The 13,638-nt window shown below is 38.3% G+C and carries 14 protein-coding genes; 9 read left to right on the top strand and 5 right to left on the bottom strand.

From position 1 onward, the window contains the following. Position 1: 1 nt before the first annotated feature. The 3 genes from CA265_03405 to CA265_03395 all read right to left on the bottom strand — a co-directional run bounded on the left by CA265_03405 (position 2) and on the right by CA265_03395 (position 2,096). The gene (locus tag CA265_03405) at positions 2-337 is read right to left on the bottom strand and encodes a gliding motility protein GldC (protein ID ARS42874.1); all 336 of its coding nucleotides are present in this window, start codon (positions 335-337) and stop codon (positions 2-4) included. A 143-nt stretch (positions 338-480) separates the two neighbouring features. Beyond that, the gene (locus CA265_03400; protein ID ARS38776.1) at positions 481-750 is read right to left on the bottom strand and encodes a hypothetical protein; all 270 of its coding nucleotides are present in this window, start codon (positions 748-750) and stop codon (positions 481-483) included. After that, positions 750-2,096 (bottom strand): DEAD/DEAH box helicase, encoded by a 1,347-nt coding sequence (locus CA265_03395; protein ID ARS38775.1) that lies wholly within the window; start codon positions 2,094-2,096, stop codon positions 750-752. Before CA265_03395 ends, CA265_03400 begins: the two co-directional genes overlap by 1 nt. A gap of 327 nt (positions 2,097-2,423) precedes the next feature. On the opposite strand from CA265_03395, the gene CA265_03390 reads away from it, so the two are divergent. Genes CA265_03390 through CA265_03380 form a run of 3 tightly spaced genes read left to right on the top strand, consistent with a single transcriptional unit; the run spans position 2,424 to position 5,330 of the window. Continuing rightward, the gene (locus CA265_03390; protein ARS38774.1) at positions 2,424-3,758 is read left to right on the top strand and encodes a dihydroorotase; all 1,335 of its coding nucleotides are present in this window, start codon (positions 2,424-2,426) and stop codon (positions 3,756-3,758) included. Positions 3,759-3,811: 53 nt separating this feature from the next. After that, positions 3,812-4,192 carry a hypothetical protein gene (locus CA265_03385; GenBank protein ID ARS38773.1) on the top strand — a complete coding sequence of 127 codons (381 nt, stop codon included), beginning with the start codon at positions 3,812-3,814 and terminating at the stop codon, positions 4,190-4,192. A gap of 1 nt (position 4,193) precedes the next feature. Further along, the gene (locus tag CA265_03380; GenBank protein ID ARS38772.1) at positions 4,194-5,330 is read left to right on the top strand and encodes a hypothetical protein; all 1,137 of its coding nucleotides are present in this window, start codon (positions 4,194-4,196) and stop codon (positions 5,328-5,330) included. Positions 5,331-5,375: 45 nt separating this feature from the next. On the opposite strand, the gene CA265_03375 is transcribed toward CA265_03380, so the two are convergent. Next, entirely contained in the window at positions 5,376-5,957 is a 582-nt protein-coding gene (locus tag CA265_03375) for a tRNA 2-methylthio-N6-isopentenyl adenosine(37) hydroxylase MiaE (GenBank protein ARS38771.1), read from the bottom strand. Positions 5,958-6,111: 154 nt separating this feature from the next. On the opposite strand from CA265_03375, the gene CA265_03370 reads away from it, so the two are divergent. From CA265_03370 to CA265_03350, 5 genes are all read left to right on the top strand, one after another. Further along, the gene (locus CA265_03370) at positions 6,112-7,347 is read left to right on the top strand and encodes a glycosyltransferase (protein ID ARS38770.1); all 1,236 of its coding nucleotides are present in this window, start codon (positions 6,112-6,114) and stop codon (positions 7,345-7,347) included. Positions 7,348-7,856: 509 nt separating this feature from the next. Next, positions 7,857-9,713 (top strand): molecular chaperone DnaK, encoded by a 1,857-nt coding sequence (locus CA265_03365; protein ARS38769.1) that lies wholly within the window; start codon positions 7,857-7,859, stop codon positions 9,711-9,713. A 380-nt stretch (positions 9,714-10,093) separates the two neighbouring features. Further along, on the top strand, positions 10,094-10,603 hold the full coding sequence (locus tag CA265_03360; protein ID ARS38768.1) for a hypothetical protein: 510 nt from the start codon (positions 10,094-10,096) through the stop codon (positions 10,601-10,603). Between the two features lie 98 nt (positions 10,604-10,701). Continuing rightward, positions 10,702-11,136, top strand: a complete 435-nt coding sequence (locus CA265_03355) for a hypothetical protein (GenBank protein ARS38767.1) — start codon at positions 10,702-10,704, stop codon at positions 11,134-11,136. Between the two features lie 80 nt (positions 11,137-11,216). After that, complete coding sequence (locus tag CA265_03350; protein ARS38766.1) at positions 11,217-12,248, top strand: LLM class flavin-dependent oxidoreductase; 1,032 nt, start codon at positions 11,217-11,219, stop codon at positions 12,246-12,248. A gap of 1 nt (position 12,249) precedes the next feature. On the opposite strand, the gene CA265_03345 is transcribed toward CA265_03350, so the two are convergent. Continuing rightward, a complete protein-coding gene (locus CA265_03345) occupies positions 12,250-12,693 on the bottom strand; it encodes a hypothetical protein (protein ID ARS38765.1) in 444 nt (147 codons plus the stop codon). Between the two features lie 338 nt (positions 12,694-13,031). On the opposite strand from CA265_03345, the gene CA265_03340 reads away from it, so the two are divergent. After that, positions 13,032-13,412: a hypothetical protein gene (locus CA265_03340; protein ARS38764.1), complete on the top strand. Its 381-nt coding sequence runs from the start codon at positions 13,032-13,034 to the stop codon at positions 13,410-13,412. The last annotated feature ends 226 nt before the right edge of the window (positions 13,413-13,638 follow it).

The following is a 13,638-nucleotide window of genomic DNA, read 5'->3' as shown; positions in this document are numbered from 1 at the left end:
ACTATTGCCCTTCAATAATCCCCATCTTATCAGCAAAATGGGCACAATAATCGCGTAAATCTTCAACGATCAAAGTTTCATTTGTGGCTTTTAAAAAGCTATCGCCCATGGTTTGCAAGGTTTCGTAGAAAAAACGTTTCATCTCGTCAACGGGCATATCTTTTGTCCAAAGATCTATCTTTAAAGTATTTTTATAATTATGGTCCCAAACTGATAAAAACATTGCCTTTGCTGGCACTTTATCAGCATTTCCTGCATCTGTACTCTCCCAAAGTATATTATCGGGATTATTTCCTTCGTCTAACTCAACAGTTATTTTTATTTCTGCTTTTTTCATATTCATATTGATTTCATCGATTTAACAGATTCCTCCGATATAAACCGACTAATTTTTCCGGATGCAAAGATGCTTATTTAATTTGATTACACAGATGAGTAGATTGAACAGATCAGAATTGTACAGATATTTTTACGGTTTAATTACGCTAACTTCTGCAGGATTAACATGAGTACTGCGGCAATGAAGATGAAAATCAGCTCAATTATCCAAATACGCTTAATATCTTTTAAAGTGAAGCGGAAAATTAAATCGGTAATAAAAGTAACCAGAATTAAACACCCTAAAATGAATTTGTAAAAAGCACTCAGGTCAAAATGCTGACCAGCCGGTTTGCTTTGAAAAATACTAGCCACCAGAAATGCCACAGCGAGCGATGTAACAATATTTAAAGGGGTAATCCTTAGCTTCATTACTTTTTCTTATCGAATTTTTTACCTTTTTTAAAACTCTTTACCTGCTTGCCGGCTTTTGCTTTGGCTTTTTCCCTCACCTTTTTCTCTATCGCCGCAGCATGTTTTTTCTCATGGAAGGCTCCTTTAAAATCAGGATCATCCTTGCGTTTCTGCATATCAATTTCCTTCGCAATATGTTGACGTTCCTCGTAAGGGGTTTCATCAATAAAAACACCTTCCGGAATTTCGGCGACAGGAATATATTGGCGGATTAATTTTTCAATCTTGCGGATATAATATTTTTCGGCATCGGTGGCAAAGGTAATCGCATCACCTTTGGCAAAAGCCCTACCGGTACGGCCGATACGGTGTACATAATCTTCGATAATGATCGGCACATCAAAATTAATTACATGACTTACATCACTTACATCAATGCCCCTACTCGCCACATCTGTAGCCACTAAAACCCTGACATTACCTTCCTTGAAACTATTGATAGAGTTAATCCTGGTATTTTGCCCTTTATTGGCGTGGATTACACGAACATGCTCAGCACCATATCTGCGTTCAATAAAACTGTAAATGTTATCTGCAACCGTTTTGGTTTTACAGAAAATAATCAGGCGGTTAAAAGCCTCATCATTCTTCAGCAAATGCTGCAATAGGTTAATTTTCGTTTTGAAATTCGGAACGTAATACAAAGCCTGCGTTACGTTTGCAGCAGGGGTTGCTTGCGCAGATGCCTCAATCACAAGCGGATTATTCAAGAAATCGCCGGCAATTTTCTGCACCAGGTCGCTCATTGTAGCCGAGAACAACAAATTCTGGCGTTTACGCGGTACAATTTCCAAAATCCGGTGAATTGAGCCAATAAAACCCATATCCATCATTTTATCGGCTTCATCCAGCACCAAAAATTTTAAGCTCTGCGTATTAATATCACCTGCCAAATATAAATCCAGGAATCTTCCGGGCGTAGCAATTAAAATATCAACGCCTTTTGCAATTTGCTCTTTCTGCGTTTTCGGACCTATTCCACCAAAAATCACTAAAGAACGTAAATCGGTATAGGTAGAAAATAACTTTACCTGTTCTGCAATCTGCATCGCCAGTTCGCGCGTTGGAGATAAAATAAGTGCTCTTGGATTGTCGCCCTGAGCATATTTTAACTGCATTAAAATGGGCAAAACAAAAGCAGCGGTTTTTCCGGTACCGGTTTCGGCGATACCAAAAATATCTTGTCCAGATAATACTGGCGCAATTGCTTTTTCCTGTATCGGTGTGGCAACGGTATAACCTGCATCGGCAACTGCATTTAAAATTTGCCTGTTTAACTTAAATTCTTCGAACGATTTTGCCATAGCGCACAAAGATAGTGATTAAGGTTGAGGGTTTGAAGGCGTAAGGCAGAAGGTTTCAATCCCATGCAGAATTGAAGCTTCGTTTTATCAGAATTGGGAGTAAAACAATTTCAGTAATTCTTCGGTTCTGATAGTCCTGCTATCGTTTCAATCTTTTTGCGATGGTCAGTCTGAGCTTGTCGAAGACCTGCACCAAAAAGTATTTCCACTTTATCAGGTTTATTTAACTCAAAACTTAGCATAAAAACTCAATTTCCCCTTTCCACAGTATCAAAATCTTGATACCTGATACTAGCTACTTAACACTAAATTACTACCTTTGAAACCATGAATACTTACCTGATAAAAGCCGCTACAATTGTAAACGAAGGACAAAAAATTGTTGCCGATGTATTGATAAAAGATGGATTGATAGCCAAAATCGGCCAAAATCTGTCTGCACCTGATGCACAAGAAATTAATGCAGAAGGACAATACCTTTTACCAGGAATGATTGATGACCAGGTCCATTTTCGTGAGCCCGGTTTAACCCATAAAGCCGATATTTTTACCGAAAGTATGGCCGCTGTAGCTGGCGGGATTACCTCTTTTATGGAAATGCCCAACACTGTGCCCAATACTTTAACACAGGATTTATTAGCTGATAAATACGAAATTGCTGCCCAAACCTCATTGGCCAATTATTCCTTTTACATGGGCGCCAGTAACGACAATATTGAAGAAGTTTTAAAAACCGATCCTAAAAATGTTTGCGGCATTAAAGTTTTTATGGGTTCATCAACCGGGAATATGCTAGTGGATAACGAAAAAACTTTAGAAAACATTTTTAGCAAAGCACCAATATTGGTGGCTACCCATTGCGAAGATGAAGCGACCATTCGCCATAATCTGGCCGAATTTAAAGCCAAATACGGTGAAGATTTAACGATAGAGATGCATCCTTTAATCCGAAGCGCGGAGGCTTGTTATAAATCATCATCACTAGCAGTCGAACTGGCAAAAACTTATCAAACGCGTCTGCATATCCTCCACATTTCTACAGCAAAAGAAATTGCTTTATTTGATAACATTACGCCACTAAAAGACAAAAAAATTACGGCTGAGGCTTGCGTACATCACCTTTGGTTTAATGACCAGGATTATGCTTCGAAAGGAAATTTCATCAAATGGAACCCTGCAGTAAAAACGGAAGATGATCAAAAAGGCGTACTCAGAGGTGTTCTTGAAAATTATATCGATGTGATTGCAACAGATCATGCCCCACATACACTGGCAGAAAAACAGCAGCCTTATTCACAAGCGCCATCTGGTGGTCCGTTAGTGCAACATGCATTGCCCGCTTTGCTGGAAATGCATCTACAGGGTAAAATCTCTCTGGAGAAAATTGTCGAAAAAACCGCGCACAATCTGGCTATCTGTTTTGATATCGAAAAACGCGGTTTCATCCGTGAAGGCTACTGGGCAGATTTAGTCCTGGTAAACCTGAAAGATTCGTGGAAAGTAACTAAACTTAATAATTTCTATAAGTGCGGCTGGAGCCCCTTTGATGGAGATACCTTCCAGGCCAGTATTAGCCACACTTTCGTATCAGGAAATTTAGCTTATCAAAATGGCAAATTCACGACCGATCAGATCGGAAAACGCCTAACTTTTGCAAGATAGATTTGCTTAGCTTAACCTATATGCGACAATAGAAACTAAGGTGATTTCTTGTTATGCCCCCTTTCACCCCACCCATAAAAGATAGAACAACGGAAGAACTCCTGTTAATTGTAGGCGCTCCCGATGAATGGAATGAAACAGCTTTACAGGAAGCTCAATCAGTGCTAATTTTAAGGAAGGTTGATGAATCAAAAATCAAACAGGCCAAACACCTGTCCAAACAAAAAGTTAAATTAGAAGAATTAAAAAGAGCAAAAGAATCGTACTCAGTTTTTGATTTTATCTTTGAGCCGATAACTTTTATCGAAATTATTTTTTCTTGGGAATTAAAAAAAGATGGATACCTTAGAAAAGCAGAACAGCAGCGATGGTTCAGAAAAATATTACTCTTCCTGTTGCTTGCCATATTATTGTTTTTTATAATCTACAAGTGATTTGATCTCATTTAAAAAGTTAGTTCGTTCTAAAACGTTTATCATTGCAACAGCCGCTTTTTTAGTTTTTCTGATCGGATTAAGTGAAAACTTAACCGAAAAAATTTATTTCAACAACTTCTATCCGTTAATTTCTAAACTGCTAAGGTTTTTAAGCTCCCCTTTCCCCTTCGCCATTGGCGATATACTCTACATCCTGTTGGTTGCATATTTATTGTGGTATTTTTTCAAAACCTTCAAAAAGTATCGGGCAAAAGCAATCAGCTTAAAACAGATTGGGATTAAATGCCTCAACCTTATTTTAGTACTTTATCTTGTTTTCAAATTAAGCTGGGCCTTAAACTACTCGCGACCAGCAATAGCAACAAAACTGGGTATAGCCAACGAAAAATACAACACTGCCCAGCTGGTAACGTTAGGAAAATACTTTCTCATCAGGATTACGCACTTAAAGCTTAAGATAGATAGTATGAATAGCAGGCCAAAGTTATATTCGGTTGCGGGTCTATCAAAAACAGCAGCGCTAAGCTATCAACTACAAGCTAAACAGAATACTGCTTTTAACTATGCTATAACCAGCGTAAAACCGTGTTTATTTGCCGGTTACGTAGCAAAAAGTGGCATTGAAGGTTATTACAACCCATTAAGTGGAGAGGCTAACATTAATATGAATCTACCTCCATTTATTTTACCTTTTACCATTTGCCATGAGATTGCACATCAAACAGGTATTGCAAAAGAAGATGAAGCCAATTTATTAGGCTATATCACGGCCATCAAAAGCGATGATATCAATTTCCAATATGCGGGTTATTATTGTATGTTCCGCAGTATTTTGTGGGAAATCAGAGTAAAATCCCCAAACGATTACCAAATGATTTTTGAGCGCATTGCTCCTACAGTATTAGCAGATTTTAAAACCGAAAACCAATTCTGGCTAAAAAATAATTCCGATATGTCGAAATATATGAGCGTAGCTTTTGATCGGTTATTGAAACTAAACAACCAGAAAAAAGGAATTAACAGCTATCAGGATATTGTACTCTGGTTATACAACTACCATAAAAAAGATTTAGAAAAAAGCTTATCCCGAGGTTCATCAGAAAATTGGATCACTAAAGATCTTCAACGCAATTAATCATGTTTTCAGTTGGTTATGAAAAACTGAAAATTGCAAACTGAATTATCCGTGTATCGCTTCTCTCGTTCCGAAACTCTGGATCAGTTCTCCTTCAAAATCTAACCATTCCTTCCAGCGTTTATCTACATCCACATCGGTACTATATTTACGGGCAAAATTTAAAAATGTAGTATAATGTCCGGCTTCAGAAACCATTAGCTCATGATAAAATTTAGCCAGTTCCTGATCTTTTATATTTAACGAAAGCACCCTGAAACGCTCACAACTTCTGGCTTCAATCATTGCCGCAAACAATAACCTGTCAATAAAAGCCATATTGCGGCTTCCGTCTTTTTTACTGAATTTCACCAAACGGCCTACATAATCATCTTTCCGCTCGCGGCTTAAGGTATAACCACGTTTTTTTATAATTTCAATAACCATCTGGAAATGTTGCATCTCTTCAATGGCAATCGCAGTTAATTCATCTACCAGATCCTGATGTTCAGAGTTTTGAGTGATTAACGTAATGGCATTGGTTGCCGCTTTTTGTTCGCACCAGGCATGGTCAGATAAAATTTCTTCTAAATTCGATTCCGCAATATTTGCCCAACGTGGGTCTGTCAATAATTTTAATCCTAACATGTAGTGCTTGTAATTGAACTGCAAAATTAGGAATATTTCAGATACGTTTAATATCTCCCGCAGATTTAAAAGATGATGCAGGTTTTACATTTCACTCCACGAAAATCAGATTTATCTGCGGGAGCCGAAAAAAAAGAACTTATTTTGCAGGTAAATGAATACAAGTGTTAAGAAATTATTGATTATTGGATTTGTCTGGCCCGAGCCCACTTCATCGGCAGCCGGTACAAGGATGGTCCAGTTGGTTGATCTATTTCTGTCTGAAGGTTATCAAATCACATTTGCATCGGCAGCATCAAAAAGCGATTTCAGTTTTGATTTTAGTAAGACTAGCGTTGTTGAACAACAAATCAAACTGAACGACGAAAGCTTCAACGTATTTCTGAAAGAATTAAATCCGGAAATAGTGCTGTTCGACCGTTTTATGGTAGAAGAACAATATGGCTGGAGGGTTCAGCAGGAATGCCCAAATGCCCTTAGAATTTTAGATACTGAAGATTTACACTGCCTGAGGAGTGCCCGCCAGCAAAGCGACAAGAAGAAACAAGCCTTAGATTTATTCTCGGATACGGCGAAGAGAGAAATTGCTTCCATTTTACGCTGCGATTTATCTTTGATCATTTCTGAAGTGGAAATGAATATCCTGAAAACGCAGTTCAAAATTGATTCGTCGCTGATTTATTATTTACCCTTTCTGGAAAACGAAATCGATCAGCAGGCGATCGAAAACTGGATCCCTTTTGAAGATCGGGCAGATTTTGTTTTCATTGGCAATTTCCTTCACGAACCCAACTGGAACACCGTACAGGTTTTAAAAACCAAAATCTGGCCTACACTCAGAAAAAGGCTTCCAAATGTTAATTTAAATGTATACGGATCTTATGCATCGCAAAAAGTGTTGCAGTTGGATAACAAAAACGAAAAGTTTTTAATTAAGGGAAGGGCTCTAGATGCCAAAGATACCATTGCTAAACATCGAATATTACTTGCCCCCATTCAGTTTGGCGCGGGTGTAAAAGGTAAATTTATTGATGCCATGCAGGTGGGTACGCCGTCGGTTACCACATCCGTTGGTGCAGAAGCCATGAAAGGAGATTTAGATTGGAACGGCAGTATCGAAGATGATCTGGACCTTTTTATCGAAGAAGCTGTAAAACTCTATCAGGATAAAAATACATGGCAAATGGCACAGCAAAATGGCGTACAGATTATTAACCAAAGGTATTCAGCAAAATATTTTGCCGATCCATTTATTAAAGAAGTTGAAAGATTGGCTTCAAATTTAATTACACACCGACAAAATAACTTTTTCGGACAAATCCTAAATCATCACACGGTACAGAGCACCAAATACATGAGTTTGTGGATCGAAGAGAAGAATAAAAAGTAGTCCGGAGTCTTTAGTCGAGAGTCCGAAGTCGGGAGTCTGAGGTCCGAAGTATAGTGGCTTGAAGAAGAAATTAGTATAGATTCTGATTCCGTGGTCTGTGTCTCAAAGACCACTAGTGATAAGTTAATTTTATAGTGGCTATTCATTTCCCGCTGATCACACAGATTAACGCAGCATACAATGACAAATCAGCGCTTTTCTGCAGAATTTACTGGACATTATATGCGCCTTTTTATATTGAACATAACATTAGTATAGATTCGGGAGTAAATTTTATCTGTGACGAATTTCGCTCGGGTAACAGCACCCTCGTTAAATAAACCTGATGGTACGGAGCCGATCCTTCAATCGGCGGGAGGGACAGCAGGGCTGCTGCAACCAAAGAATTACCGGAGCGTTCATTACCTAATACTAACCGTATTTGAAAGAAATCAAATTTAATCTATTTAACATTTCAACTTTACAACATTTCAACAATTTTAGTACAACATTTGCTTACTTTTGTGCCCATGGCAAAAATATCGATTAACCTTGCTACAGGTTCGTTTCAGAAGGAAGAAATTATAGTTGGAATAGATTTAGGTACAACCAATAGTTTGGTGGCTTTTATCAATCCCGATAAAAATCCGCAGGTAATTAACGATGCAGGTAAAGGGATTTTGGTACCATCAGTGGTTTATTTTAATAACCAGAACGAAGCCATTGTGGGGAATGAGGCGAAAGAATTTTTAACCACCGATCCTTCAAACACCATTTTTTCGGTAAAAAGATTACTGGGCCGCTCTTATAAAGATGTGGCCGAACATAAAGATATTTTCTCTTACAAAATTATAGACGACGATAGCGATGCATTGGTAAAAATCCATGCCGGCGACCGCTTTTATACGCCCATCGAATTATCGGGAGAAATTTTGAAAGAGCTTAAAGCAAGAGCAGAACACGCTTTAAAAACGCCTGTCAACAGAGCGGTAATCACTGTTCCGGCATATTTTAATGATAGCCAGCGCCAGGCCACAAGAGATGCCGGAAAACTGGCCGGCCTGGACGTGATGCGTATTGTAAATGAACCCACTGCAGCAAGTTTGGCATACGGAATTGGTTTAGATCCAACACAACAAAAAACCATTGCAGTTTACGATTTAGGCGGTGGAACATTTGATGTTTCTATTTTACAGATCCAGAACGGAATATTTGAAGTGTTGGCGACCAACGGCAATACCTATTTAGGTGGTGACGATTTTGACCGGGCCATTTTAAATTACTGGCTGGAGAAAAACAACCTCGATGTAGCCGTAGTTGCCCAAGACAATATTTTGATGCAAACCTTACGCCTACAAGCTGAGGCTGCTAAAAAAGCATTATCTACCCAAAATTTATATAACGAGCAGGTTGGCGAAATCTGGTGCACATTGGATAAACAAACCTTTGAGCAGTTAATTTCGGCAAAAGTTGAAGAAACCATAACCGCATGTAAAAATGCATTAAGCGATGCTGATCTATCGGCAAGCGATATAGACGAAGTGATTTTAGTGGGTGGCTCTACCCGTACGCCTTATGTAAAACAGGCGGTAGAAAATTTCTTCGGCAAAAAACCACAGGATAATATCAATCCTGATGAGGTGGTAGCACTTGGTGCAGCAATTCAGGCTGATGTTCTGGCCGGAAACCGCTCTGATATCTTGTTGTTAGACGTAACCCCTCTTTCTTTGGGTATCGAAACCATGGGTGGCCTGATGGATGTAATTATTGCCCGCAACAGCAAAGTACCAACTAAAGCGGGTCGCCAGTACACCACTTCAATAGATGGACAGGTAAATATGAAAATTTCTGTTTATCAGGGCGAGCGCGATTTAGTGAAAGAAAATAGAAAATTGGCCGAGTTCGACTTAAAGGGAATTCCTGCAATGCCTGCCGGTTTGCCGAAAGTAGACATTAATTTTTTATTGAATGCCGACGGAATTTTAACCGTTCAGGCGATAGAATTACGCTCTGGCGTTAAACAGGAGATCGAAATTACACCAAGTTATGGCTTAAGTGACGATACCGTGGAGAAAATGCTCCTGGATAGTATAGAACATGCTAAAAGTGATGTAGAACAACGTATGCTTATTGAAGCGAGAAGCGAGGGCGAACAATTGCTTTACACCGCCGAACGTTTTATCGAAAAACATGCTGAGCATTTAACAGAAACCGAAATTGCAGAAACCAAAGTACATATAGAAGCGCTCAGAACCGCTTTAGCTACGCAGGAAAAAGATACCATTCTGAAAAGAGCAGATGAACTGAACGAATTTACGCGTCCCTTTGCTGAGCGTGTAATGGATGCAGCGATTTCTACGGCCATGAAGGGAAAGAAGATCGAGTAACTGGTTGGCAGTTTTCAATTGCCAGTTTATTGCTACAGTTACCAGTTGTTAGTTTTGGGCCAGAGATCGTCATGCTGAACTTGTTTCTACAGATACGTCATTCTGAGCTTGTCTCAGAATCTTTCCTGCCATTAGGATCGATACATTTTCTTTATTTGGAAAGCAATACCAATGCTTATCGGTTCCTAAAGTTCTGTTCCTTCTGGTGACAAATGAGAACCACTACAATTGCTTTAGTAACCAAGTTGGGATTCTTTTGGCACCATATCAGGAGCTAACCGTTCGGTTATAAAGGCCAACAACTACAGAACTTTCGTTTTCAAATCAGAATGAATACTTAAATTAGGAAATTAACAGTTCAGCTCACTTTATCTTCGGTTATGCCTAAAATCAGACGCCAGCTTACATTATTTCTCACCGAACAAAACGAAAATATCGAGAAGATCAGGGCAGAGTATAATCCCATTCAATACCATTTAATTCCGGCCCACATTACTTTGTGCAGGGAAGATGAAATTGAAGCGTTGGAAAAGGTTATAACGAATATAGTGTCGATTAAACTTAACAATCCCATCAAAATTAAGCTTCAAGCTGTTCAACGGTTCCAAAATGGGCAAGGTGTGTTTATTCCCGGTAAAAACCATAATCATGATTTCGACCAATTAAGGGCTTCTATCTTAAAAGGAATAATCAGCCCACCACGATTCCAGCTGCCTCACATTACGCTCATGCACCCTAGAAATTCGCAGTGTACTGATGAAATTTTCAAACAGATAAAAAATTATAAATTACCTCATGAAATAAGTTTTAATGAGATAACTTTGATTGAACAAGTAGACGAAAGCCCCTGGAAATTAATTAATAGTTTTCCTATTACAACAACCCCATAAACAAGCCAGAAACCCTCGATACACTCAAGAATAAGTAAGAAGATGGTGTTTATAATGCATTTATTTAGATGAAGCTGTAAAAATAACGATCATTTCTTATGATTAAATCGATAAAAGTTAAAGACAACAGCAATTTAGTACCATTACTTTATGTTTTTGGTTTGTTCCCATTATTTTTAGTTAATCTCACATTTATCTTTGACCTGAGTTATCTTCAATCAACATTAATTACAATGTCGATACCGGTTGTCTTTCTAATTTTCTTTTTTAAAAACTTAATAGCTAAGCAAGAGGAATACGCCATCATAGCGGATGAAAATGAAATCACCTTATTAAAACTAGGGAAATTTAAGTGGACTGAAATTAAAACAATAGAAGCTATTGATGATGAGTCATTTGGACGCAGAAGATATTCTTCCATTAGTATTGTTTTACAAAATGGCAAAAAGTTTAAAATCGAATCCACAAACTTCGATTATTCCAATCATGAGCTAAAAACCATTTTAACCACGCTGGGAAAATTTACCGACTAATAATTTTCTTCACTTTTCTTACCATACATCAAAAATGGCTTAGCCCATATCCCTTAACTTTGTTAAAATTATTTATCATGATGGAATTAGGTATCGGTATGTTTGGCGATTTGCAGATCAATGCAAAGGGAGAAATTCAACCCGCTCAGCAAAGACTTCAGGAAATTATAGCAGAAATAAAACTAATGGACGAAGTTGGTTTAGATTTTTATGGCATTGGCGAACATCATCGCCCTGACTATGCGGTATCGAGCCCTGAAATTATATTGGCTGCAGCAGCCACCGTAACCAAAAATATTAAACTAAGCAGTGCCGTTTCGGTTTTAAGTTCTTCCGATCCGGTTAAATTGTATCAAAATTTTGCCACAATAGATTTAATTTCGAATGGCAGGGCCGAATTAATGGCTGGCCGGGGAAGTTTTATTGAGTCGTTTCCCCTGTTTGGCTACAACCTCCAAGATTACGACGAGCTTTACGAAGAGAAGTTAGATTTACTCCTTAAAATAAATGCAGCACCTAAAATCACCTGGAAAGGCAAATTCAGGCCAGAATTGAATAACCAGGAAGTATTACCAAGAGCTATAAATGACAATTTAAAAATATGGGTGGCCGTTGGTGGAACACCAGAATCAGTAGAACGTGCTGGCAGATTAGGTTTGCCGGTAATGTTTGCCATTATTGGCGGTCAACCCATACAGTTTAAGCCCCTTTTCGATTACTATAAAAAAGTTTATCAGGCTTACGGACATGATATGGATAAATTTGAAGTTGGCGTTCACATGCATTCTTTATTTGGCGAAAACAGCAGTGAAGTTGCCGATTACTATTACCCGCTTTATTCGGCACAGATGAACAGAATTGGCAAATCGCGCGGCTGGGCACCTTATCAACGCAATCAGTTCGATGCTGGCCGGAGCAGTAGCGGTGCGTTAATTATTGGCGATGTAAACGAATCGGTGGAGAAGATTTTAGCCATGGAAGAAACCTTTGGTTTAACGCGTTTCTCTGCACACATGGATGTAGGTGGTCCATCGCATGCAGCTTTGATGAAATCAATTGAGTTATTCGGAAGCAAGATTGCACCCAAAGTACGCGAAGCTTTAAAGCAATAAATTAAGCGTTGTCTTTTTTTGCGAAAACCTGTAAAAAAGAATAGATATAACAACCTACACAGATGGCAAATAAACTTTCTAACAAAGCGAAAATGGTCATGATGGAAGTAAAAATCAACGCTGCATTATAATAATTGAATAAAAATACCGCGGTAATCAAAAGGCAAAATCCAAAGCCTAAGGTTGCCGCGAACTTTTTTGGGGCCAGGTCTTTCATTTTCGGCGAAAGTGAAAATGCATTGGCTATTTTAACGGCGATAAATTTCAACAAACTCAATTTGCCCGATGTAAATGCCCTTAAAGCAAAATCAAAGATCAGAAAAACAATTGCCCAATAATTTGAAAACACAACACAAGCAATTGCAATTACTGCGACCATAAAGGCAATAATCCGCACTACATTTTCATTTACTCTTTCTGCTGATACCGGGCAAGATAATTCCATGGGCTAAATTTGCCGTAAAATTAGCGAATTAATTTAATGTCTATACAATCCAACAAAAAACCACCCCCAAGCCCTCCTTGAAAATAAGGAGGGGAGTTGATTTATCTACTAAGATTATACGCAGCAAAAGGTTCATACTAACACCTAACCAGCACATCCTTATAATAAAGAGTAGAGTTATTTCATCTATTAAAATGTATAGCCAAAGGATTCAAATTACAAACGCCAACAACAGGAACTAACCTTTGCCTCAGCACTTCCTACTCCCCTCCTGTTTTAGGAGGGGCAAGGGGTGGTAAGCGAGCAAAAAATTAGTTTAAAAATAGTTATATTGAATCATGGTGATCCATAACATCAAATACCTGAAAAATTATAGAAAGGAATTAAGGAACAATCTTACGCCTGCTGAGGCAACCATGTGGAAATATCTTCAAAATTCTAAACTTGATGGCAAAAAATTCAGGCGCCAACATAGTGTCGGAAATTATATTTTGGATTTTTACTGCCCTTCAGAAAAACTGGCTATTGAAGTTGATGGTGATAGTCATAATGATTATTCATCAGAAATATACGACAAAGAACGAACTGACTTTTTAAACAGCAAAGGAATTAAAGTAATTAGATTTGATAATGTTGAAGTCTTTGAATCTGAAGAACTGATATGTGAAGCGATTAGAAATCATTTTAAAAATAAAAAACCACCCCCAACCCCTCCTTGAAAATAAGGAGGGGAGTTGATTTATCTACTAAGATTATACGCAGCAAAAGGTTCATACTAACACCTAACCAGCACATCCTTATAATAAAGAGTAGAGTTAATTCATCTATTAAAATGTATAGCCAAAGGATTCAAACTACAAACGCCAACAACAGGAACTAACCTTTGCCTCAGCACTTCCTACTCCCCTCCTGTTTTAGGAGGGGCAAGGGGGTGGTAAACAAGCT

The organism is Sphingobacteriaceae bacterium GW460-11-11-14-LB5 (assembly GCA_002151545.1).
Taxonomy (GTDB): domain Bacteria; phylum Bacteroidota; class Bacteroidia; order Sphingobacteriales; family Sphingobacteriaceae; genus Pedobacter.
This window is presented reverse-complemented; position numbering and strand designations above follow the sequence as displayed.

Bases quoted from the DNA above. Each gene is read 5' to 3' on its own strand.
- CA265_03345 (ARS38765.1), bottom strand. From the start codon at position 12,693: ATGGAATTATCTTGCCCGGTATCAGCAGAAAGAGTAAATGAAAATGTA.
- CA265_03350 (ARS38766.1), top strand. From the start codon at position 11,217: ATGGAATTAGGTATCGGTATGTTTGGCGATTTGCAGATCAATGCAAAG.
- CA265_03365 (ARS38769.1), top strand. From the start codon at position 7,857: ATGGCAAAAATATCGATTAACCTTGCTACAGGTTCGTTTCAGAAGGAA.
- CA265_03375 (ARS38771.1), bottom strand. From the start codon at position 5,957: ATGTTAGGATTAAAATTATTGACAGACCCACGTTGGGCAAATATTGCG.
- CA265_03390 (ARS38774.1), top strand. From the start codon at position 2,424: ATGAATACTTACCTGATAAAAGCCGCTACAATTGTAAACGAAGGACAA.
- CA265_03355 (ARS38767.1), top strand. From the start codon at position 10,702: ATGATTAAATCGATAAAAGTTAAAGACAACAGCAATTTAGTACCATTA.
- CA265_03385 (ARS38773.1), top strand. From the start codon at position 3,812: ATGCCCCCTTTCACCCCACCCATAAAAGATAGAACAACGGAAGAACTC.
- CA265_03370 (ARS38770.1), top strand. From the start codon at position 6,112: ATGAATACAAGTGTTAAGAAATTATTGATTATTGGATTTGTCTGGCCC.
- CA265_03395 (ARS38775.1), bottom strand. From the start codon at position 2,096: ATGGCAAAATCGTTCGAAGAATTTAAGTTAAACAGGCAAATTTTAAAT.
- CA265_03340 (ARS38764.1), top strand. From the start codon at position 13,032: ATGGTGATCCATAACATCAAATACCTGAAAAATTATAGAAAGGAATTA.
- CA265_03360 (ARS38768.1), top strand. From the start codon at position 10,094: ATGCCTAAAATCAGACGCCAGCTTACATTATTTCTCACCGAACAAAAC.
- CA265_03405 (ARS42874.1), bottom strand. From the start codon at position 337: ATGAAAAAAGCAGAAATAAAAATAACTGTTGAGTTAGACGAAGGAAAT.
- CA265_03400 (ARS38776.1), bottom strand. From the start codon at position 750: ATGAAGCTAAGGATTACCCCTTTAAATATTGTTACATCGCTCGCTGTG.